The sequence below is a fragment of the Streptomyces sp. NPDC006385 genome (assembly GCF_040612485.1).
Taxonomy (GTDB): Bacteria; Actinomycetota; Actinomycetes; order Streptomycetales; family Streptomycetaceae; genus Streptomyces.
On sequence record NZ_JBEXQG010000040.1, the window covers coordinates 50,485 to 71,355 of the forward strand.

17 protein-coding genes are annotated in these 20,871 nt (G+C 71.0%); 12 read left to right on the forward strand and 5 right to left on the reverse strand.

Translation table 11 applies throughout. The annotated features are described in order from the left end of the window. Window positions 1-47 precede the first annotated feature (47 nt). Window positions 48-785: a response regulator transcription factor gene (locus ABZ078_RS27185; protein WP_356579353.1), complete on the forward strand. Its 738-nt coding sequence runs from the start codon at window positions 48-50 to the stop codon at window positions 783-785. Continuing rightward, window positions 782-2,215, forward strand: a complete 1,434-nt coding sequence (locus ABZ078_RS27190; RefSeq protein ID WP_356579355.1) for a HAMP domain-containing sensor histidine kinase — start codon at window positions 782-784, stop codon at window positions 2,213-2,215. Before ABZ078_RS27185 ends, ABZ078_RS27190 begins: the two co-directional genes overlap by 4 nt. A gap of 56 nt (window positions 2,216-2,271) precedes the next feature. On the opposite strand, the gene ABZ078_RS27195 is transcribed toward ABZ078_RS27190, so the two are convergent. Beyond that, entirely contained in the window at window positions 2,272-2,886 is a 615-nt protein-coding gene (locus tag ABZ078_RS27195) for a Uma2 family endonuclease (protein WP_356579357.1), read from the reverse strand. Window positions 2,887-3,154: 268 nt separating this feature from the next. On the opposite strand from ABZ078_RS27195, the gene ABZ078_RS27200 reads away from it, so the two are divergent. Together ABZ078_RS27200 and ABZ078_RS27205 are read left to right on the forward strand one after the other, a co-directional pair. Next, window positions 3,155-5,239, forward strand: coding sequence for a pectinesterase family protein (locus ABZ078_RS27200; RefSeq protein ID WP_356579359.1), 2,085 nt, complete (start codon window positions 3,155-3,157; stop codon window positions 5,237-5,239). Window positions 5,240-5,468: 229 nt separating this feature from the next. Then, window positions 5,469-6,158 (forward strand): carbonic anhydrase, encoded by a 690-nt coding sequence (locus tag ABZ078_RS27205; protein WP_356579403.1) that lies wholly within the window; start codon window positions 5,469-5,471, stop codon window positions 6,156-6,158. Between the two features lie 82 nt (window positions 6,159-6,240). Here the strand turns inward: ABZ078_RS27205 and ABZ078_RS27210 are convergent, their stop codons facing one another. Further along, on the reverse strand, window positions 6,241-7,476 hold the full coding sequence (locus ABZ078_RS27210) for a DUF2993 domain-containing protein (RefSeq protein ID WP_356579361.1): 1,236 nt from the start codon (window positions 7,474-7,476) through the stop codon (window positions 6,241-6,243). Window positions 7,477-7,556: 80 nt separating this feature from the next. After that, entirely contained in the window at window positions 7,557-9,374 is a 1,818-nt protein-coding gene (locus tag ABZ078_RS27215) for a bifunctional metallophosphatase/5'-nucleotidase (RefSeq protein ID WP_356579363.1), read from the reverse strand. Window positions 9,375-9,518: 144 nt separating this feature from the next. Between ABZ078_RS27215 and mshD the strand changes: the two genes are divergently transcribed. From mshD to ABZ078_RS27250, 7 genes are all read left to right on the forward strand, one after another. Next, window positions 9,519-10,445: a mycothiol synthase gene (gene mshD / locus ABZ078_RS27220; RefSeq protein WP_356579365.1), complete on the forward strand. Its 927-nt coding sequence runs from the start codon at window positions 9,519-9,521 to the stop codon at window positions 10,443-10,445. A 149-nt stretch (window positions 10,446-10,594) separates the two neighbouring features. Further along, window positions 10,595-10,981, forward strand: a complete 387-nt coding sequence (locus tag ABZ078_RS27225) for a GntR family transcriptional regulator (RefSeq protein ID WP_356579405.1) — start codon at window positions 10,595-10,597, stop codon at window positions 10,979-10,981. Beyond that, on the forward strand, window positions 10,978-11,865 hold the full coding sequence (locus tag ABZ078_RS27230) for an ABC transporter ATP-binding protein (protein ID WP_356579367.1): 888 nt from the start codon (window positions 10,978-10,980) through the stop codon (window positions 11,863-11,865). Before ABZ078_RS27225 ends, ABZ078_RS27230 begins: the two co-directional genes overlap by 4 nt. Continuing rightward, on the forward strand, window positions 11,862-12,863 hold the full coding sequence (locus ABZ078_RS27235) for an ABC transporter permease (protein WP_356579369.1): 1,002 nt from the start codon (window positions 11,862-11,864) through the stop codon (window positions 12,861-12,863). The genes ABZ078_RS27230 and ABZ078_RS27235 overlap by 4 nt, the downstream gene beginning before the upstream one ends. Next, window positions 12,860-13,759 carry a hypothetical protein gene (locus tag ABZ078_RS27240; RefSeq protein ID WP_356579371.1) on the forward strand — a complete coding sequence of 300 codons (900 nt, stop codon included), beginning with the start codon at window positions 12,860-12,862 and terminating at the stop codon, window positions 13,757-13,759. The genes ABZ078_RS27235 and ABZ078_RS27240 overlap by 4 nt, the downstream gene beginning before the upstream one ends. Window positions 13,760-14,042: 283 nt before the next feature. Then, window positions 14,043-16,289 carry an RNA degradosome polyphosphate kinase gene (locus tag ABZ078_RS27245; protein WP_356579373.1) on the forward strand — a complete coding sequence of 749 codons (2,247 nt, stop codon included), beginning with the start codon at window positions 14,043-14,045 and terminating at the stop codon, window positions 16,287-16,289. Then, complete coding sequence (locus ABZ078_RS27250; protein ID WP_356579375.1) at window positions 16,270-17,544, forward strand: CHAD domain-containing protein; 1,275 nt, start codon at window positions 16,270-16,272, stop codon at window positions 17,542-17,544. Before ABZ078_RS27245 ends, ABZ078_RS27250 begins: the two co-directional genes overlap by 20 nt. A 59-nt stretch (window positions 17,545-17,603) precedes the next feature. Here ABZ078_RS27250 and ABZ078_RS27255 read toward each other — a convergent pair whose 3' ends face one another. Both ABZ078_RS27255 and ABZ078_RS27260 read right to left on the reverse strand, forming a co-directional pair. After that, complete coding sequence (locus ABZ078_RS27255; RefSeq protein WP_356579376.1) at window positions 17,604-18,560, reverse strand: ribosome-inactivating family protein; 957 nt, start codon at window positions 18,558-18,560, stop codon at window positions 17,604-17,606. Window positions 18,561-18,932: 372 nt separating this feature from the next. Then, the gene (locus ABZ078_RS27260) at window positions 18,933-19,373 is read right to left on the reverse strand and encodes an NUDIX hydrolase (protein ID WP_356579407.1); all 441 of its coding nucleotides are present in this window, start codon (window positions 19,371-19,373) and stop codon (window positions 18,933-18,935) included. A 265-nt stretch (window positions 19,374-19,638) separates the two neighbouring features. Between ABZ078_RS27260 and pstS the strand changes: the two genes are divergently transcribed. Further along, the gene (pstS, locus tag ABZ078_RS27265; RefSeq protein WP_356579378.1) at window positions 19,639-20,763 is read left to right on the forward strand and encodes a phosphate ABC transporter substrate-binding protein PstS; all 1,125 of its coding nucleotides are present in this window, start codon (window positions 19,639-19,641) and stop codon (window positions 20,761-20,763) included. The last annotated feature ends 108 nt before the right edge of the window (window positions 20,764-20,871 follow it).

Here is a 20,871-nt window from a genome sequence, read left to right on the forward strand (position 1 = left end):
CAGCCGCTCAGCCCCCGTCCCCCACCGCACCCGAGGATCCCGAGCCCATGAGCCCCGCCGATGGCGACCGTGACCCCCAGCGCATCCTGATCGTCGACGACGAGCCGGCGGTGCGTGAAGCACTCCAGCGCAGCCTCGCCTTCGAGGGGTACGGCACCGAGGTCGCGGTCGACGGCGCCGACGCCCTGGAGAAGGCGACGGCCTACCGGCCCGACCTGGTGGTCCTGGACATCCAGATGCCCCGCATGGACGGGCTGACCGCGGCCCGCCGCATCCGCGCCGCCGGTGACACGACGCCGATCCTGATGCTGACGGCCCGCGACACGGTCGGCGACCGGGTGACGGGGCTGGACGCGGGCGCCGACGACTACCTCGTGAAGCCCTTCGAACTGGACGAGCTGTTCGCCCGGGTCCGCGCGCTGCTGCGGCGCAGCTCGTACGCGGCGGCGGCCGGCGCGGGCCCGGCGGACGACGACGAGGCGCTGACCTTCGCGGACCTGCGCATGAACCTCGCGACGCGGGAGGTCACGCGGGGTGGGCGCCCGGTGGAGCTGACCCGCACCGAGTTCACGCTGCTGGAGATGTTCATGGCGCATCCGCGGCAGGTGCTCACGCGGGAGCAGATCCTGAAGGCGGTGTGGGGCTTCGACTTCGAGCCGAGCTCCAACTCCCTTGATGTGTACGTCATGTACCTGCGCCGCAAGACCGAGGCGGGCGGCGAGCCGCGGCTCGTGCACACGGTCCGGGGCGTGGGGTATGTGCTGCGGCAGGGCGGGGCGGAGTGAGGCGTGTAGTGCGCCGGTACCGGTCGCTGCCGATCCGCTCGCGGCTGGCGCTGCTGGTGGCGGCGGCGGTGGCGTTCGCGGTGGCTGCGGTTTCGGTGACGTGTTGGTTCATCGTGCAGGGGAAGCTGTACGAGCAGGTCGACTCCGACCTGAAGGACATGGCGCGCAGGCCCGGCACGGTCACACAGCTCCTGCAGAGGTGCACGCAGACCCCGCAGGAGAACACCCAGCTGTTCCCGGGCCGGAACGACTACGTCCAGGCGATCAAGGAGGAGGGCGCCCCCTGCGTCGACCCGAACTCCCCGGGCACGGTCAAGGTCACCGACTCCGACAAGACCGTGATCAAGAACGCCAAGAGCAGCGAGGGCGTCTTCCGCGACGGCACCACCGAGCACGGCGACGCCGTACGCGTGCTGACCGTGTACCTGGGCGTCGACCAATCCGATGCACAAGGGGTCGCCCTGCAACTCGCGACCCCGCTCAAGGGCACCCATGCCACCCTCAACGAACTCGCCCTGATCCTCCTCCTCGTCTCCGGCCTAGGAGTGGTCGGCGCCGGAGCCGCCGGTCTCGCGGTCGCCCGGGCCGGACTGCGCCCCGTCGACAAGCTCACCGAAGCCGTCGAGCACGTGGCCCGGACCGAGGACCTGAACATCCGCATCCCGGTCGAGGACGACGCCGAGGACGAGGTCGCCCGCCTCTCCCGCTCCTTCAACTCCATGACCTCCGCCCTGGCCAGCTCCCACGAGCTCCAGCAGCAGCTCATCGCGGACGCGGGCCACGAGCTGCGTACGCCTCTGACGTCCTTGAGGACCAACATCGAGCTCCTCACCCGCAGCGAGGAGACCGGCCGCCCCATCCCCGAGGCCGACCGCAAGGCACTGCTCGCCTCGGTGAAGGCGCAGATGACCGAACTGGCCTCCCTGATCGGCGACTTGCAGGAGCTGTCCCGCTCGGCGAGCCAGCGGGGCGAACGCGTCCAGGTGATCTCGCTGGAGGACACCGTCGAGTCGGCCCTGCGCCGGGCACGGCTGCGCGGACCGGAGCTGACGATCACGGCCGACCTGAAGCCCTGGTTCGTACGGGGAGAACCGGCCGCCCTCGAACGCGCCGTGGTCAACATCCTCGACAACGCGGTGAAGTTCAGCCCCGAGGGCGGCACGATCGAGGTGCGGCTCGTCGACGGCGTCCTGACCGTCCGCGACCACGGCCCCGGCATCCCCGCCGACGAACTCCCGCACGTCTTCGACCGCTTCTGGCGCTCCCCCAGCGCCCGCGCCCTGCCCGGCTCGGGCCTCGGCCTGTCGATCGTGGCCCGCACGGTCGAGCAGGCGGGCGGCCAGGTCACGCTGGCCCCCGCCGAGGGCGGCGGCGCGGTGGCGACCGTACGGCTGCCGGGTGCTGACACGCCGCCGCCCGGCTCACCGTGATCGGTGTCCTCCTCCGACGCTCCCGGCCCGACCGGACACGCCTTCTCACAGCGCCTCTACTCGACGGTGGTGGGATCGAGACGATGAGCGGGCCATGCCTCGCGGAGCTGCCACTGCTTGGCCACCGGCAGTCCTTCGGTGTTCACCTGCACGGTGAGCCGGCCGCAATCGATGTCCAGAAGCTTGCCGTACGGACCGGTGCGGCGTTCCGCGTATCCGTGAGGGGAAGGGCCGGTCATGATCGTCCAGGCTCGGGTGTACGGATCGAGCACCAGCGCGGCGGGAATGCCGGCGAGCCCGTACGCCCTGGGTTTGATGACGTAGTCGTTCTCCACTGACGAGGGGGAGACGATCTCGACCGCCAAGTCGATCTCCTCGGCATCGTACGGGGCTTCGTCCTGGTCATCGCCGTGCCAGACGACCACGTCGGGGGAGCATTTCCGAGACCAGGCCGGATGGGTGAACTCGATCTCACCGAGGACCATGTCGCCGACCTGGTCGCCGAGCTGCCAGGTGATCTCATGCTGGGTGCGGTAGTAGGCGGGCGCCACCGGAGACATCATGACGACGCCGTCGACAACGCTGACGTCCACGCCTTCGAACTGCTCGTCGACCCTACGGGCGAGGTCGATGAGGTGGGGGAGGTCGCGGGCGACGCGCTGCTCGCTCATGAGGTCCAGCTCCTCGGTGCGGTCTTGTGTACGACCTTAGCGAGCGCCGCCCCCAGGCGTACCGCCTGCCTTCGGCCGGCCGCCTTCACAGGCGGCTTCATCACCTGCATCGTGTCCGACCGCACGTCGTGATCAACGTCATCGGCCCTGGTCGCCCTGTGCTCACTCCGAGGCGTCACGGCTGCCGTGGGTCATCCGCGTCGGCAACCTTTTCGTAGGGGGCGGCGACCCTTTGTCGGACCATCCCCCGCACGGAACGGATCGCCGCATGAGTGAGCAGCACAGCAAGGCCCGTCATCGCAGGAGCAGGACGGCCCTGGCGGCCGGCGTGCCGCTGGCCCTGACCGCCTCCGGTGTCCTCGCCTACGGCACGGACCTCGGCTTCCTCGGCTCCGGTGCCCAGCAGCAGGCGTCCGCCGCGACCGCCGCCGCCCCCGGCTGGGCCACGGCCACCGCGGACGGGTTCGCCTCCGTCAACTCCCTTGGGCAGAACGGCACTTATGGCGGACGGGACGGGCAGATCGTCACCGTCAGGACGCAGGCCGAGCTGGAGAAGTACGCGACCGCCGCCGAGCCGTACGTGATCGTCGTCGCCGGGACCATCACCATGAACCCGGTCGGGAAAGAGATCAAGGTCAAGTCGGACAAGACCATCGTCGGGGCCGGAACGTCCGGGCACATCGTCGGCGGTGGCTTCTTCCTCGGCCCCGGCGTGCACAACGTGATCATCCGGAACCTGACCATCCGGGACTCGTACCAGGGCATCTGGAACGACAAGGAGCACGACTTCGACGCGATCCAGATGGACGGGGCCCATCACGTCTGGATCGACCACAACGACCTGCGGCACATGGCCGACGGGCTCATCGACGTCCGCAAGGACAGCACGAACGTCACGGTCTCCTGGAACAAGCTGAGCCAGAACAACAAGACCTTCGGCATCGGCTGGACCGAGAACGTCAAGACGGACATCACGATCCACCACAACTGGCTGCGCGAGACCGAGCAGCGCAACCCGTCCACCGACAACGCCGCCCACGCGCACCTCTACAACAACTTCCTGGAGGACGCGGCCGGGACGGAGATCAAGTCGTCCTACGGCAACTACTCGCGGGGCAGGACGGCCATGGTCCTGGAGAACTCCTACTTCCAGGGCCTGAACAACCCCGTCATCAAGGACGGCACGGCGACGCTCGTCCAGCGCGGCAACGTCTTCGCGGGCACCAGCGGCCGCAACGAGAGCGGCGGCACGGTCTTCGACCCGAAGCGCTACTACGACTACACCCTGGACAAGGCGTCGGACGTGCCGTCGCTGCTCAGGTCGGGGACGGGTCCGAGGGGATCGATCGGCACCACCGCGACCACGGCCGGCACCACGGCCGCCGGCACCAAGGCGGCGACGACCCTCACCGTCGCCAAGGACGGCAGCGGGCAGTACACGACCGTGCAGGCGGCCGTGAACGCCGTACCGGCGAACAACCCCTCGCGGGTCGTGATCGCCGTGAAGCCGGGCACGTACCGGGAGACGGTGAAGGTCCCCGCCGACAAGCCGCACGTCACCCTCCAGGGAACCGGCGGCAGCCGCAAGGACACGGTGATCGTCTACAACAACGCGGCCGGCACGCCGAAGCCGGGCGGCGGCACCTACGGCACGTCCGGCAGCGCCACCGTCGCCGTCGAGGCCGACGACTTCCAGGCCCGCAACCTGACGATCACCAACGACTTCGACGAGAAGGCGAACCAGAGCCTGAACGGCCATCAGGCCGTCGCCCTGCGCACCGCCGCCGACAAGGTGTTCCTCGACGGGATCATCGTCGACGGCGACCAGGACACCCTGCTGCTGGACACGGCCGCGAAGGACAGGCTCGGGCGGGTCTACGTCGCGAACTCCTACGTCACCGGCAACGTCGACTTCATCTTCGGCCGGGCGACCGCGGTGATCGACCGCTCGGTCATCACCCTGAAGAAGCGCTGGGACGGCCGCTCGCTCGGCTATGTCACCGCCCCCAGCACCGCCGCCAACCGCAAGGGCATCCTGATCGCCAACTCGGCCGTCGGCGGCGAAGTCTCCGCGTCCAGCTTCTTCCTGGGCCGCCCCTGGCACGCCGGCGGCGACGCCTCCCTGGACCCCCAGACCACGGTGCGCAACACGACCCTCAGCGCGGCGGTCAAGTCCACGCCCTGGACCGACATGAGCGGCTTCTCCTGGAAGGACGACCGCTTCGCCGAGTACAAGAACACGGGTCCGGGCGCCGGTTCCGCGAGCGGCGACCGCCCGCATCTGACCGACGCCCAGGCCGCCGGGCAGGAGGTCGCGGACTGGCTCGGGGACTGGCGGCCGACGGCGTCCTGAAGTCCCGCCGCGGCGGGGAAAGTCAAGGCGGGTGCGGGGAAACACCAAGAGCGGGCCAACGCCCGTTCATGAGTTCTCCGCGCCCGGCCATGAATCGGCAAGGGGAACGTCCGTCCGGGATGTCGAGCGTACGTTCCACTCCGTGAACTCTGACAGATCCGCCGGCTCCACGCCGGCCACCACCGCTCACCAGCGGTTCGCCCTTCCCTCGCTCGCCCGCCGCGCACTCCTGCGGGCCGGGCTGACCGGGGCCGCGGCGCTGGGCACCACCGCCGCCCTCGGCACGGACTCCGCCTCCGCCGCCCCCGCCACCACCAGGGCCTCGGGCCGCCGCCCCAGCACTCCCGAGGAGGCGCTGCGAGAGCTCGCGGCGGGAAACCAGCGCTGGCGCACCTACCGTGAGCGGCACCCCGACGAGTCGCCCGCCGTACGCCAGAGCCTGACGTCCGGTCAGCACCCCTTCGCCGTCGTCCTCGGCTGCATCGACTCCCGCGTCCCTCCGGAGCTGGTCTTCGACCAGGGCCTCGGCGACCTGTTCACCGTGCGTTCCGCCGGTGAGGTGCTGGACGAGGCGGTGCTCGGCAGCGTCGCCTACGGGCCGCTCGAACTGGGGACGCCGCTGATCGTGGTGCTGGGCCACCAGTCGTGCGGTGCCGTGACGGCTGCCGTCAAGGCGGACGCGTCGGGTGAGCGGCTGCCTGCCTCTCTCCAGTACCTGGCCGACCGGATAGCCCCCAACATCGACCACACGAAGGAGGGTGACGCCCGCGTCGACTCGACCATCGACGCCAACGTACGAGCCGTCCGCGCCCGCCTCGCCGCGGAACCGGACCTCGCCGCGAAGGTGGCCGCAGGCGAACTCGCCGTCGTCGGTGCCCGCTACGAACTGACGACCCAGCGCGTCCACCGCGTCTGCTGACGCCCGAGGGCGAGTGGGTACGGGTTCCCGTAACGGGTTCCCGTACCCACTCGCCCTCACCCCCTCGACACCGACGTGGCGGTCACCTGCCGCCGACCGCCAGCCCGGCCCCCTCCAACCGCACCCTGATCCCGTCCTCCTCCACCCGCACGTCCCGCAACCGCAGCTCACCGCTCGGCGGTTCGGGCAGGCGGAAGCCGAGGGACAGCTGGTCGGCGAGGACCGGGCGGGTGAGGCGGGGCAGGGCGTCGAGGAGGGCGGGGTCGAAGCCGAGGCGCTTGAGGAGTTCGGGGTGGTCGAGGGCCAGGTCGATGAGGTTGAGCTTCATCGCGCGCTGGGCGAAGCGCGGGGTGCCGGTCAGCTCGGTGAGCCTGGCCTCGCTGCGCAGCGCCTCGCGGACGAGGGAGTCGGGCACTCCCAGGCGCCGTACGACGGACGGGATCGACAGCAGGGCCTTCGCCTTGCGGGTCTCGTGGGCGAGGCGCTCCACCGACCGCGGGCTCAGGTGCAGGCCCTGCGAGGCGTCGGCGCCGGGGCGGTACGTGGCCAGGTCCCCGATGTCCAGGCGCATGCCGGCGATGTGCGTCGCGATGCCGCGGTCGCCCTCGCGCACGATGCGGGCCTCGGCGCGCAGCCTGAGGTCGTGCCCGGCGACCGGCAGGGTGCCGCGCGCCCGGACGCGGTCACGGCCCTCTCCGGTGAACGTCACCTGCGAGGCGCCCAGTTCACGGTTCAGGTCGGCGAAGGAGAGCAGGACGTCGCCCTCCAGATGGGGGACGTCGGCGCCGCGCACCGCCGTCGGGCCGTCGGTGTCCAGCCGTACGTCCGACGCCGTCGCCGTCACCTGCGCGAGCGAGACCCGGTCGGCGGCCACGTCGGGGACGGTCACCTTCACCGAGTCCAGCCGCTCGTCGGCGAGTTGGGTCAGGAAGGGGAAGCCGCCGATCTCGACTTCGGGGGCCGCGGTCAGGTGCAGGCGGTCCTTGAGGATGTCGGCGGCTCTGCGTTCGGCGTACAGCAGGGCCCAGCGGTCGCCGAGGGCGAGGAAGGCGGCGAGGACGACCAGGCCGACCACCGCCTTCAGCGCGAGGGGAAGCCCCGCGAAGCGACCGCGCCGACGACGGCGACCGCCTCTGCGGTGGTTGGGCGGGACCCAGGGATCGTCCTGGGCCGCCGCCTCGTCCCGCTCTGCCGGCACGTCCCGCTGTCCCGGCACGTCCTCGTGGAGGAACTCGTCCAGCGGGCCGTCGTCCAGTGCGGCGAGCTCCTCGTATGGGTTTGTATAAGGATGCGTCGCTATGTGGTGGGGGGAACGCATCGGCCCATCCGACCATGCGCACACCCCCCACCCGCAACCTCTACCGGAGGTTTGCGATCTAGTTCACGCCGGTTCACGTCCTACTGCACGACGGTGATCCGGTTCGCCGCCGGCGGCGCGATCGGGTTCGCGGCCGAGGAGTTGGCCGTCAGGTACTTCTCCAGCGCCGTCAGGTCGTCCGAGCCGACCAGGTCGTTGGTGCCCTGACCCAGCGTCGGGAAACCGTCGCCGCCGCCCGCGAGGAAGCTGTTCGTGGCGACGCGGTAGGTGGCCGTCGGGTTGATCGCCGCACCGTTCAGCTTGATCGAGTCCGTCACCACCCGGTCGGCGCCCGACTTCGTCAGGTCCAGGGTGTAGGTCAGGCCGGACGAGACCTGGAGGACCTTCGGCGAGGCCGCGTTCGTGCCGCTCACCTGCTCCTTGAGCACCTGGATCAGCTGCGCTCCGGTGAAGTCCTGGAGGTTCACCGTGTTGGAGAACGGCTGGACGGTGAAGCCCTCGGCGTAGGTCACCACACCGTCGCCCTCGCCGCCCTTGGCCGCGTAGGTCAGCGGTGCCCGGATCCCGCCGGGGTTCATCAGCGCCAGGTCGGTCTCGGGGTCCAGCTCCTTGCCGTGCGCGAGCTGCGCGTCCGCGATCAGGTCGCCCATCGGGGACTCGGTGCCGGCGCTCGGGACGTCGGCGGAGATGTAGCCGATCGCGCGGTTGCCGATGGGCGCCGCGAGGGTGTTCCACTTGCTGATCAGCTCGGTCATGTCGGGCGCCTTGGGGACGTCCCGGGTGACCACGTGGTTCGCCGACTTCACGGCCGTACGGGCGATGTCGCCGGTGAAGCGGTCGTACGTCAGCGTGGTGTCGGTGTAGAGGCGGCCGAAGGACGCGGCCGACGTCACCATGCGCGGCTTGCCCGCCGGGTCGTCGATGGTGCACACGTACGCGGCGTGCGTGTGGCCGGTGACCAGCGCGTCGACCTGCGGCGTGATGTTCTTGGCGATGTCGACGATCGGGCCGGAGATGCCGTCGCCCGCGCCCGGCGCGTCGCAGTCGTAGTTGTACGCCGTCGAGGCCGGCGCCCCGCCCTCGTGGATGAGGGCGACGATCGACTTCACGCCCTGGCGCTGGAGCACCTTGGCGTACTTGTTGATCGTCTCGACCTCGTCCTTGAACTTCAGGCCCTTGACGCCCTCCGCGGAGACGACGCCCGGCGTGTCCTCCAGGGTCACGCCGATGAAGCCGACCTTGACGTCCCGCTTCTTCCACACCCAGTAGGGCTTGAGGATCGGTTTGCCGGTCTTCTCGTCCAGGACGTTCGCGGCGAGGTAGGGGAAGTCGGCGCCCTCGAACTCCTCGCCCTTCACGTAACAGCCGGCGGTCGGGTGGCAGCCGCCCTTCTGCAGGCGGGCCAGTTCCTTGGCGCCCTCGTCGAACTCGTGGTTGCCGACGGAGGTGACGTCCAGGTCGAGCTTGTTCAGCGCCTCGATGGTGGGCTCGTCGTGGAAGAGGCCCGAGATCAGCGGGGAGGCGCCGACCATGTCGCCGCCGGCCGCGGTGATGGAGTACCTGTTGCCCTCGCGGGCCTGGCGCAGGTGCGTGGCGAGGTACTCCACGCCGCCCGCGTCGATGGTCTTCGTGGTGCCGTCGTGCTGGTGCTCGGTGACCCGGCCGGAGGAACCGGCCGGCGGCTCCAGGTTGCCGTGCAGGTCGTTGAAGGACAGCAGCTGCACGTCCTGGTAGCGGCTGAAGTGGTGACCGCCGCCGTGCCTGCCGGAGTTCTCCTCCGCCGTCGCCGTCGTGGGGAGCGCCGCGGCCAGCGCGCCCGCGGTGGCGAGCGACGCCGCGGCCGCTATCAGCGCGTACGTACGGCGTCTGCGGTGGTCCTGGTGGGATGTGGCTGGCATACGCCCCCCTGTGAGTCGTGAGTGACATGGCCCCGTCGGGCCGCAGCCTAGAGTCAACGCGCGTAGCGCGACAGGGGATTCAGGTCACACCTTGGTTGCTTCTGTACCGGGACTTTGCCGGGGCCGCCCCTTACCCTCGTACGCATGACCAGCGACGACACCGCACACCCCTTCTCCTCCCGTTCCATCGAGACCCACTCCGCGCTCTCTCCGGAGCAGACCGAGGCCGTACTGGAGCTGCTGGCGGAGGCCGCCCGGAACGACGGGCAGCAGGCGGTGTCCGAGCAGGGCCGGCTCCAGTTGCGTGGCGGAGAGCGCGAGGGCGTCTCGCATCTGCTGCTGACGGTCGCCGGCGAACTCGTCGGCTACGCCCAGCTGGAGGACACCGACCCGGTCGAGGCACCGGCCGCCGAACTGGTCGTCCACCCCTCGCACCGCGGCCACGGCCACGGCCGCGCCCTGGGCTCGGCCCTGCTCGCCGCCTCCGGCAAGCGGCTGCGCGTGTGGGCCCACGGCGGCCACGCCGCCGCCCGCCACCTCTCCCAGGTGCTCGGCCTCACCCTCTTCCGCGAACTGCGCCAGATGCGCCGCCCGCTGGCGGACCTGGACCTGCCCGACCCGGTGCTCCCCGAGGGCGTGACGGTCCGCACCTTCGTGCCCGGCCAGGACGACGCGGCCTGGCTCGCCGTGAACGCCGAGTCCTTCGCGCACCACCCCGAGCAGGGTTCCCTCGCCCAGCGCGACCTCGACGACCGCAAGGCCGAGCCGTGGTTCGACCCGGCGGGGTTCTTCCTGGCGGAGCGCGCGGGCGAACTCGTCGGCTTCCACTGGACGAAGGTCCACGCCGCCGAAGGGCTCGGCGAGGTGTACGTCCTCGGCGTGCGGCCGGGCGCACAGGGCGGCGGCCTGGGCAAGGCCCTGACGACGATCGGGCTGCGGCATCTGGCCGCACAGGGGCTGCCCACGGCGATGCTCTACGTCGACGCCGACAACAAGGCGGCGGTGTCGGTGTACGAGCGGCTGGGGTTCACCACGTACGAGACGGACCTCATGTACCGCACGGAGACCTGACACACCGGCCTGACATACCGGCCCGGCATACCAGGTCGCAACGGACTGCCAAGCCCACACATAACTCCCTTAAGGGGCGGCCGCCTTGACGCCGCCCCTTCTTTCCACCACCCTTTCACTACTCAATTAGTGAAAGGGTGGTGGAACGGGTGGTCGACTACCGCATCGACCGGCGCTCCGGCGTCGCCACCTACGTGCAGATCGTCCAGCAGACCAAACAGGCCCTGCGTCTGGGCCTGTTGGAGCCGGGCGACAAACTGCCCACGGCCCGCGAGGTCGTCGAAGCCACCGCCATCAACCCCAACACCGTCCTCAAGGCCTACCGCGAACTGGAACGCGAGGGCCTGGTCGAGGCACGACGGGGACTCGGCACCTTCGTACGGCGTGGACTGGGCACCGCCCCGGCCGACTCGCCGCTGCGCACCGAGCTGGACGCCTGGGCCGTACGGGCCCGCGAGGCCGGGCTGGACCGCGACGACGTGGACGCTCTCTTCACTTCCGTGCTGGACACGCATTTCAAGGGGGACGACTCATGACCGACACCGCCATCGAGGCGGCGGCGCTGAGCAAGAGGTTCGGGCGCCGCCGCAAGCCGGCCCTGGACGGCTGCGCCTTCCGGCTGCCGACGGGCCGCGTCTGCGCGGTCGTCGGACCGAACGGCGCGGGCAAGTCGACCCTGCTCTCCCTCGCCGCCGGACTGCTGCGGCCCACCGACGGCACGATCACCGTCCTCGGCCAGGCCCCGGCCGCCGCCCGCGAACGCCTCGCGTACGTCGCCCAGGACAAACCCCTGCACCCGCAGCTCACCGTCGCCGACACCCTGCGCTTCGGCCGCGAGCTGAACCCCCGCCACTGGGACACCCGGACCGCCGAGCGGATCGTCGCCGAGGGCGAGCTCGACCCGGACGCGAAGATCCGCGCGCTCTCCGGCGGCCAGCGCACCCGCGTCGCCCTCGCCCTCGCCCTCGGCAAGCGCCCCGAAGTGCTGCTCCTGGACGAGCCGATGGCCGACCTGGACCCCCTCGCGCGGCACCAGTTGATGGCCACGCTCATGGCCGACGCGGCCGAGCGCGGCACCACAGTTGTCATGTCCTCGCACGTCGTCGCCGAGCTCGAAGGCGCCTGCGACCACCTCCTGCTGCTCGGCGCCGGCCGCGTGCGCCTCGCGGGCCCCCTGGACGAGGTGCTCGCGGCCCACCGGCTCGTCAAGGGCCGGGCCGACGCCTCCCTGGCCCCGCACACCGTGATCGAGTCCCGCACCACGGGACGCCAGCTCACCGCGCTCGTACGGCCCGAGGGCCCCCTCGGCGACGACTGGCAGACCACCGCCCCGACCCTGGAGGAGCTGGTGCTGGCCCACCTGCGGGCTCCCCAGGCGCCGGCACTGCGGCTCGACTCCGTGCGGGAGGCCACCGTATGACCACCGCCTTGACCGTCGAGGCGCCCGTCACCGCGGCGCGCTCCCGCGGGCCGCGTGGCCTGCTCTGGGCGATGCTGCGGCTGCACCGCTCGGCGCTGTGGTTCTGGCTGATGCTGGTGGCCGTGAGCGCCGGGGCCCTGCTGTGGGCGTACGGTCCTGGCGGCGACAGCGCCTGGGCCGAGTTCCGGGCGGAGGGCTGCGCCGAACCGAGCCCCGGCTGGGCCTGCGACTACAGCAGCCCCGCCTACAGCCGGTACAGCACCGTCATCTCCGTCGGCGCCGACCTGCTGAACCTCGTACCGCTCCTCACCGCCGCCTGGGCCGGCGCCGCGCTCATCGGGCGCGAGCTGGAGAGCGGCACCGCCCGGCTCGCCTGGACCCAGTCCGTCTCCCCGGCCCGCTGGCTGGCCGCCAAGCTCGCCGTGCCCGCCGCCCTGCTCGTGCCGGGCACCCTGGCCGTCACCCTGGCGCACCGCCTGATGTCGTCGTCGGACGATGAGCTACTCCACACGTACCCCTGGTACGAGTGGCACATCGACTCCGTGTTCCCCCTCAACGGCACCATCGCCACCGCCTACCCCCTCCTCGGCCTCGCGGTCGGCGCCCTCGCGGGTCTGCTCGTACGCCGCGCCCTGCCCGCCCTCGGCACGGCGGTGCTGGGGCTGGCCATCCTCATGTCCTCCCTCAAGTCACTGCGCCCGAACCTGTGGCCGGCCGAGACCGTGACCACCAAGGGCGACTTCCCCGAGGGCGTCGGCATGGTCGTCGACCAGGGCGCCCTCACCTCCACCGGCGCCCGTGCCCCGATGCCCGACTGCGCCGGCGAGCCCGGCTGCCTCGCCGCCCACGATCTCACCGGCTACTACTCCGACCACCACCCGTCCTCCCACTTCTGGCCCCTCCAGCTCGTGGAGACCGGCGTCGTCCTCGCCGTCACGGCCCTGGTGGTCCTCATCGCCTTCCGGCTGCTGAAGCGCCTCACCGGAGCCGCCGTATGACCACCGCCCTCACCGCCACGGCGGCCCCGGCCGCCCGCGGCCCGCGCGGACTGCTCTGGACCGTCCTGCGGGTGCACCGCACGGCGCTGGTCTTCTGGGCGCTGGCCCTGATCACCGCGACGGCCGTACTGATCTGGATGTACGCCATCGGCGACGAGGCGCGCAGGGGCATGAGCGCGTGCGCCGAACCGGTGGCCGTGGACGGCCTGCCCTCCTGCGCGTCGGTCGAGGCGATCACCGCCGTCGACACGTACCGGACCTACATCGCGCTGATCGCCGCGGCACTGTCGTACGCGAGCTTCCCCGTGGCCGCCTGGGCGGGTGGCGCGCTCATCGGGCGCGAGCTGGAGAGCGGCACCGCCCGGCTCGCCTGGACCCAGTCCGTCTCCCCCACCCGCTGGCTGGCCGCCAAGCTCGCCGTCCCGGCCGCCCTGCTCACCGCCGGCGCCGGCACGATCGCGCTGCTGAACCTCTGGACGCGGCAGGACGACCCGAGCCTGGTCGGGGACTGGTACTACCCGGACGCCTTCATCGTGACCGGCCCGACGGTCGTCGCGTACCCGTTGGCGGGCCTCGCCCTCGGCGCGCTCGCCGGGCTCCTGCTCCACCGGGCCCTGCCCGCCGCCGGGCTGGGCTTCGCGGCCGCGCTCGTCCTCTACAACGTGCTGGAGCGCAGCCGCGACGACCTCTGGCCGACGGTCACCCGCGTCGACGAGGGCGGCCTGGAACTGCCGCGCTCCGCCTGGCAGATGCACTGGGACGGCGAGACCCGGGCGACGTTCCACCCCGAGTCCCACTTCTGGCCCCTCCAGTACGTCGAGACCGGCATCCTCCTCGCCGTGGCCGCCGCCGCGACCCTCGCCGCCTTCCAGATCCTGCGCCGCCGCACCCCCTGAGACCCGCCGCACGTCCCTCCACGGGGGGAGGGACGTGCGGCGCCGACGGCCGGCCGGCCCCGGGACGCCCGCGAGCCGCCCCCCGCTATCCCGTACGCCATGTCTCCGTAACCAACGGTTCAGACGGACTTGCGACGCTCGGCCAATGACACCCGCCGTGCCAGAGCCTTCGCCGCCTCCGGAGGGGGGCGCGCGGAACGGGGACGCCCGACGCCTCGCCACTGCGCTCCCACCCGCCCGTTCCGACGCGCCCGTACGCCTCGACGCGCGGAACAATGGGCATATGAGCCAGTCCACAAACGCCCAGGCACACGTCACGCAGGTGCAGCACGCGCAGCCGTCGGTCGGCTCCATCGCCGCACACCGCCCGCACACGGTCAACTCGGCGGTCGTCTCCGAACTGGAACCCGACATCGACGCCGACCTCGACGCGTACGAGGTCACCGAGGTCGAGGGCGTCCAGTTCCCCCAGGGCCGCTTCCTGGACCGGGAACGCAGCTGGCTCGCGTTCAACGAGCGCGTCCTCGAACTCGCCGAGGACCCGGACACCCCCCTCCTCGAACGGGCGAACTTCCTGGCGATCTTCGCCAGCAACCTGGACGAGTTCTTCATGGTCCGCGTGGCCGGACTGAAGCGCCGTATCGCCACCGGCGTCGCCACCCGGTCCGCCTCCGGCCTGCAGCCCCGCGAGGTCCTGGAGATGATCTGGGCCCGCTCCCGCGAGCTGATGGCCCGGCACGCCGCCTGCTACCACGAGGACGTGGCTCCCGCCCTCGCGGAGGAGGGCATCCACCTGGTCCGCTGGAACGAGCTCACGGAGAAGGAGCAGGCCCGCCTCTTCACCCTCTTCCGGCACCAGATCTTCCCGGTCCTGACCCCGCTGGCGGTCGACCCGGCGCACCCCTTCCCGTACATCTCCGGGCTGTCGCTGAACCTGGCCGTGCGCGTCCGCAACCCCGTCACCGGCACCCCGCACTTCGCCCGCGTCAAGGTCCCGCCGCTGCTCTCCCGCTTCCTGGAGGCCTCCCCCGGCCGGTACGTCCCGCTGGAGGACGTCATCGCCGCGCACCTGGAGGAGCTGTTCCCGGGCATGGAGGTCCTGGAGCACCACGCCTTCCGGGTCACCCGCAACGAGGACCTGGAGGTCGAGGAGGACGACGCCGAGAACCTGCTCCAGGCCCTGGAGAAGGAGCTCATGCGGCGCCGCTTCGGCCCGCCGGTGCGCCTGGAGGTCGAGGAGAACATCAACCAGGAGGTCCTGGACCTGCTGGTGCGCGAGCTGAAGATCACCGAGGCCGAGGTCTACCCGCTGACCGGCCCGCTGGACCTCACCGGCCTGTTCCGCATCGCCTCCATCGACCGGCCCGAGCTGAAGTACGCGAAGTTCGTCGCGGGCACCCATCGCGATCTCGCCGAGGTCGAGTCGGCGTCCGCGCCGGACATCTTCGCCGCGCTGCGCAAGCGGGACGTGCTGCTGCACCACCCGTACGACTCCTTCTCCACCTCCGTGCAGGCGTTCCTGGAGCAGGCGGCCGACGACCCGGACGTCCTGGCGATCAAGCAGACCCTGTACCGGACGTCCGGCGACTCCCCCATAGTCAACGCGCTCATCGACGCCGCCGAGGCCGGCAAGCAGGTGCTGGTCCTGGTCGAGATCAAGGCCCGCTTCGACGAGCACGCCAACATCAAGTGGGCGCGCAAGCTGGAGGAGGCCGGCTGCCATGTCGTCTACGGACTCGTCGGTCTGAAGACCCACTGCAAGCTCTCGCTGGTGGTCCGCCAGGAGGGCGAGACGCTACGGCGCTACAGCCACGTCGGCACCGGCAACTACCACCCGAAGACGGCACGGCTGTACGAGGACCTGGGCCTGCTGACGGCCGACCCGCAGGTCGGCGCGGACCTGTCCGACCTGTTCAACCGGCTGTCGGGCTACTCGCGCCGAGAGACGTACAGGCGCCTTCTGGTGGCCCCCAAGTCCCTGCGCGACGGCCTGATCTCGCGGATCAACAAGGAGGTCCAGCACCACCGTGCCGGGCGTCCGGCCTATGTCCGCATCAAGGTCAACTCGATGGTCGACGAGGCGCTCATCGACGCCTGCTACGGCGCGTCCCAGGCGGGCGTGCCGGTCGACATCTGGGTCCGCGGCATCTGTGCGATACGCCCGGGCGTGACGGGACTGTCCGAGAACATCCGCGTCCGCTCGGTCCTCGGCCGCTTCCTCGAACACTCCCGGATCTTCGCCTTCGGCAACGGCGGCGAGCCCGAGGTGTGGTTCGGCAGCGCCGACATGATGCACCGCAACCTCGACCGCCGTATCGAGGCCCTGGTCAGGGTCACCGACCCGGCCCACCGCGCCGCGCTCAACCGGCTCCTGGAGACCGGTATGTCCGACACCACCGCGTCCTGGCACCTGGGCCCGGAGGGCGAGTGGACCCGGCACGCGACGGACGCGGAAGGCCAGCCCCTGCGCAACGTCCAGGAGATGCTCATAGACGCCCGGAGGCGCCGGCGTGGCACAGCAACACCTTGACCCGACGGACCCGATGGCCGGGGCCATGACGGGGGACGCCCTCGCGGGCTACCTGCGCGCCCAGGCCACGGAGTTCCTCCGAGCCCTGCGCCTGCACCGGGAGACCGGCGGCGACGGGGGCGCTCCCGCCCGGTCGAAGTCGAGGGCGGCGGGCAACGGCTCGGGGGAGTCCGTCGACGCCGCCCGGGCCCTGCGCCGCTCGGCCCGCCGCATCAGCGCCAGCCTGCACACGTTCCGTCCCTTGCTGGACCCCGACTGGTCGGAGACCATCCGCCCGGAACTGGCCTGGCTCTCGGGAACCCTCGCCATGGAACACGCGTACGCGGCCCGCCTGGAGCGCCTGCTGCTGGCGCTGCACCGCCTGTCCGGGGCACCGGTGTTTCCGGCGCAGGCGGGCATCGCCCTCACGACGGGCGCGTCCACGGCCGACGCGGCAGCGGACGGCGACTCGGCGAGCACGGCGTGCGCGGCCACTCCGGCAGGGGGTGCCGGCACGCAGAGCGCGGCACACACGGACAGTCCGTCCGGCACCGCGTCCGACACGTCCGACGCGGCCGCGGGCGGTCGTGCCACCGGGGCGGCACCCGGCGGCACCGGCCCCGCGAGCCGCCCCGCGCCCACCGCCGAGCGCGGCAACCTCACCGTCGGCGCGGCCAAAGCGGGCGCCCTGCTCGAACGCCAGCTCACCCTCGCCCGGACCCGCGCCCACAGCACCGCCCTCCAGGCCCTCGGAAGCAGCCGCTTCCATGCGGTCGCCGACACCATCGCCTTACTGGCCAGCGAGGTCCCCCTGACCCCCGCCGCGGCCACCGCCGACCTGCGCCCCCTCGCCGCCGCCGCCGAGGAGCGCCTCACCGACGCCGTCGCCGCGCTCCCCCTGGTGACCGCCGGCCACCCCTACAACGCGGCGGCCCTGATCCACGGCCTGTCCCCGGACCCGGCCCCGCATCCGCAGGACGCCCCCTGGCACCAGGTCCGCCTGCTGCTGCGGCTGCACCGCTACGCCCGCGAGGTCCTCCACGGCGACGACACCCAGGTGGACGTACGTCTGCTGGCGACCGGCCAGGCCCTCGACCGGCACCGCGACGCCTCCGAGGCGGCGGCCGCCGCGGCCCAGGCGGCCCGCACCCCGCGGATCGCCCCGGCGACGGCGTACGCCCTCGGCGTGCTGCACGCCGACCAGCGCCACGAGGTGGAGGCGGCGCGGTTCGCGTTCCAGCAGTCCTGGCAGCCGCAGACGGTGGGCACGCCCTGAGCGGACGGTGGGCACCGCCCTTTGTCACGCCGGGGGCGACCGCCTTGGTCCGGCCTGCGTCAGTGCCTCTTGGGATGGCCGAGGACCATGTTCCACACGCGCGCGAAGTCCGCCGGGTGGATCATGAGAATTCCGGCTATGACGCCCGAGGCGAGTCGGTAGTAGCCGGTCATGGGATTGTTGTCGCGCCCGTTGCCCGCCAGGACATTGTTGAAGCGCTGGCTCTCCTGGCCCCAGTTGGTCTGCTGGTCGATGAGACGATGGTCGAGGTGGATTCCGTCGTGGTTCTCGGGGTTGAGGGCGTCCCAGCCGATCTGGTCGGAGATGCCGCGCGCCCGTACCGCTTCGGAGATGAACTGGGTCATCCACAGGGCGGCCGCTGCCTGGGTGTCCCGGCGGTCGGCCCGCCAGAGAGCCATCACAGCGCTTCGGAAGGCTTCCGGGCTGTACCGCAGCTGGTAGCGATTCGTGCCAGCCGCATGCTCGAGGGATCGGTAGTCCGCGCCTCTGACGGCCTGCCAGTTCTGTGAGCGTCCGGCGTGGCTCGCGGGGATTCCGGCATGGTTGGAATCCCCGATGTAGTTGTAGACATCGTGGCCGGTGAACCAACCGACGAGGTACAGGTTGTCGCGCCGCAGCTGCAGCGTCACGGTGTGGCCGTTCGCACCGAGGTGGACGAAGAAGAAACGGTGATCGTCGGAGTCGGTGTGGTCCACCGTGTTGCTGGATCCCGGCACGTGGTTGTTGTAGGTGTTGGTGAGACGGCGGATCTGGTTGATGAAGCCCCAGTAGTGCCACCTCAGGTCGTCCCTGTGGTCCGTGAACATCAGGGTCGGGACGTTGTTGGCCGCGAGCTGCGCCTTCCCCTGGTCCAGCTGCACCGTCGCCGTTTGGCCGGCGCGGTGGCCCGCGGTGGTGGCTGTTTCCGCCGACACGCCTGAGACGAGGATGGCGCCGGCGAGAACCGCCGAGGTCAGCACCGGCATGCGCAGGCGACGGAGCGATCGCGTGGTCATGAGCATTCCTTCCGTGTTTCCGCTGCAGAGAACCGGCTGTGCGGAGCCGGCGCGAGAAACGTAGGAATCGGATGCGTCAACGGTTACTCGGTGCTGTAACAACCACCCGTCACTGGCACTGCCGAGCGTACGCAGGACCGTGAGACGGGAGGCACGGCATGGAACCCGGGACGCGCGCGGGTGTCGGGGGGGGGCGGGTCGCCCTCCACTGCCGCGATGGCATCCAGTAGTGGCGGTGACGGGGTCAGGTCAGGGCGAGTGAGCGAGCATGGCGAGAGCGATGTGCCGATTACCAGCCGACGTCGTACCGATCCGGGCCGGCGGCCCAAGTCGACGGCCCTTCCCCACGTCGCTCCCGCTGCTCCGCCGACATCACAGCCCCCTCACGTCCTCGTCCGCACCGATGACCCCGAGCGCTGCGCAGATCAGGTCCCGGTCCCTCTCGTGCGTGAGTCGTTCCCGGGCCTCCCCGGGCCTGAGCCAGGCAAGATCGCTGACTTCCTCGTTCGGCTCAAAGGCTCCGCCGGTCGCCTCCGCCACCCAGTAGGAGACCTCTTTGAGCCGGCCCTGATGGTCGGTGTACCGGGATGAGGGGAGCCGTGCCCCTAGCCGGCACACGTAGCCGGTCTCTTCCAGCACCTCACGGCGTGCCCCCGCCTCGGGTGCTTCACCACGCTTGAGCTTGCCTTTGGGCCAGGACCAGTCACCCCACTTCGGCCTGTAGACCAGCGCCAGCTCCGGCCCGGCCGACGAGCGACGCCACAACAGGCAGCCCGCGGCATGAACCACATACGCTCGACTCATGAGGTCCATGGTGCCGCCATGCCGTCGAAGCAGCCCGCGCCGAGCCTCCACGTCTCGGAATGCGCCCGTGTCCTCAACGTGAGCGTTCCGTGACCTCACCGCACCGTCCCCAGGGGTTCACCCCTCGTTCATGTACGCCCTTCGGCCGCTTCACCTGATCTGCCTACTTTCAGCCTTACGCGGTGCGGACCGCGCCCCGGGAAAGCGTCCGCATCACCCATTCTTCGCACGCCGCCGAATTCAGGACGGCGGCTCCTGGAAGGAACTCCCTCAAGTGAAGCTTCAGCGCAAGAACCGGCGGGCTCTCGCTCTCGGCGCTCTCGCCGTCTCCGGCGCCCTGGCCCTCACGGCGTGCGGCTCCGACGAAACCGGCACCAACGGCGGCGACGGGGCCACCAACGCCGCGGTCGGCAACATCAAGTGCGACGACGCCCAGGGCCAGCTGCTCGCCGACGGGTCCTCCGCTCAGAAGAACGCGATCGACGCCTGGGTCAAGCAGTTCACCGCCGCTTGCAAGAACGTCCAGATCAACTACAAGGGTGGTGGCTCCGGCGCCGGTGTCACCGCGTTCACGCAGGGCCAGGTCGCCTTCGCCGGTTCCGACTCCGCGCTGGACGAGGAGGAGGTCGCCGCCTCCAAGAAGATCTGCAAGGGCGGTCAGGGCATCGACCTGCCGATGGTCGGCGGCCCGATCGCGGTCGGCTACAACGTCCCGGGCGTCGACAAGCTCGTCCTGGACGCGCCGACCCTCGCCAAGATCTTCAACGACAAGATCAAGAACTGGAACGACCCGGCGATCGCGAAGCTGAACCCCGACGCGAAGCTTCCCAACCTGAAGATCCAGGCGTTCCACCGCTCCGACGAGTCCGGCACCACGGACAACTTCACCAAGTACCTGATCGCCACCGCCAAGTCCGAGTGGCCCTACGAGGGCGGCAAGGCCTGGCAGGCCAAGGGCGGCCAGTCCGCCGCCGGCTCCTCCGGCGTGGCCCAGCAGGTCAAGCAGACCGCCGGTGCCATCAGCTACATGGAGCTGTCGTACGCCAAGGACGGCATCGACGCGGTGCAGATCGACACCGGTGCCGCCGCCCCGGTCGAGGCCACCGTCGCCAACGCCACCAAGGCCATCGCCGCCGCCAAGCGCGTGGGCACCGGCAAGGACCTGGCGCTGGAGCTGGACTACGCCACCAAGGCCGAGGGTGCCTACCCGATCACCCTGGTGACGTACGAGATCGTCTGCGACAAGGGCAACAAGGCCGAGACCCTCCCCGGCACCAAGGCGTTCCTGCGCTACATCGCCTCCGAGGACGGCCAGAAGATCCTCACGGAGAACGACTACGCCCCGATGCCCACGGAGATCATCTCCGAGGTCCGTAAGACCATCGAGAGCCTGAGCTGACCTGAGTGCGGTCCGGTCCGGGGCTCCGTACCCGGACCGGACCGCACCGTCCGGTGCACCGCCGCCCGGAGCCGTGTCATCACCCACGACTCCTCCGAGCCGCCGCAG

Bases quoted from the DNA above. Each gene is read 5' to 3' on its own strand.
- ABZ078_RS27185 (WP_356579353.1), top strand. From the start codon at position 48: ATGAGCCCCGCCGATGGCGACCGTGACCCCCAGCGCATCCTGATCGTC.
- ABZ078_RS27195 (WP_356579357.1), bottom strand. From the start codon at position 2,886: ATGAGCGAGCAGCGCGTCGCCCGCGACCTCCCCCACCTCATCGACCTC.
- ABZ078_RS27210 (WP_356579361.1), bottom strand. From the start codon at position 7,476: ATGCGTTCCCCCCACCACATAGCGACGCATCCTTATACAAACCCATAC.
- ABZ078_RS27240 (WP_356579371.1), top strand. From the start codon at position 12,860: ATGACCACCGCCCTCACCGCCACGGCGGCCCCGGCCGCCCGCGGCCCG.
- ABZ078_RS27255 (WP_356579376.1), bottom strand. From the start codon at position 18,560: ATGACCACGCGATCGCTCCGTCGCCTGCGCATGCCGGTGCTGACCTCG.
- ABZ078_RS27260 (WP_356579407.1), bottom strand. From the start codon at position 19,373: ATGGACCTCATGAGTCGAGCGTATGTGGTTCATGCCGCGGGCTGCCTG.
- mshD (WP_356579365.1), top strand. From the start codon at position 9,519: ATGACCAGCGACGACACCGCACACCCCTTCTCCTCCCGTTCCATCGAG.
- ABZ078_RS27245 (WP_356579373.1), top strand. From the start codon at position 14,043: ATGAGCCAGTCCACAAACGCCCAGGCACACGTCACGCAGGTGCAGCAC.
- ABZ078_RS27200 (WP_356579359.1), top strand. From the start codon at position 3,155: ATGAGTGAGCAGCACAGCAAGGCCCGTCATCGCAGGAGCAGGACGGCC.
- ABZ078_RS27235 (WP_356579369.1), top strand. From the start codon at position 11,862: ATGACCACCGCCTTGACCGTCGAGGCGCCCGTCACCGCGGCGCGCTCC.
- ABZ078_RS27215 (WP_356579363.1), bottom strand. From the start codon at position 9,374: ATGCCAGCCACATCCCACCAGGACCACCGCAGACGCCGTACGTACGCG.
- ABZ078_RS27230 (WP_356579367.1), top strand. From the start codon at position 10,978: ATGACCGACACCGCCATCGAGGCGGCGGCGCTGAGCAAGAGGTTCGGG.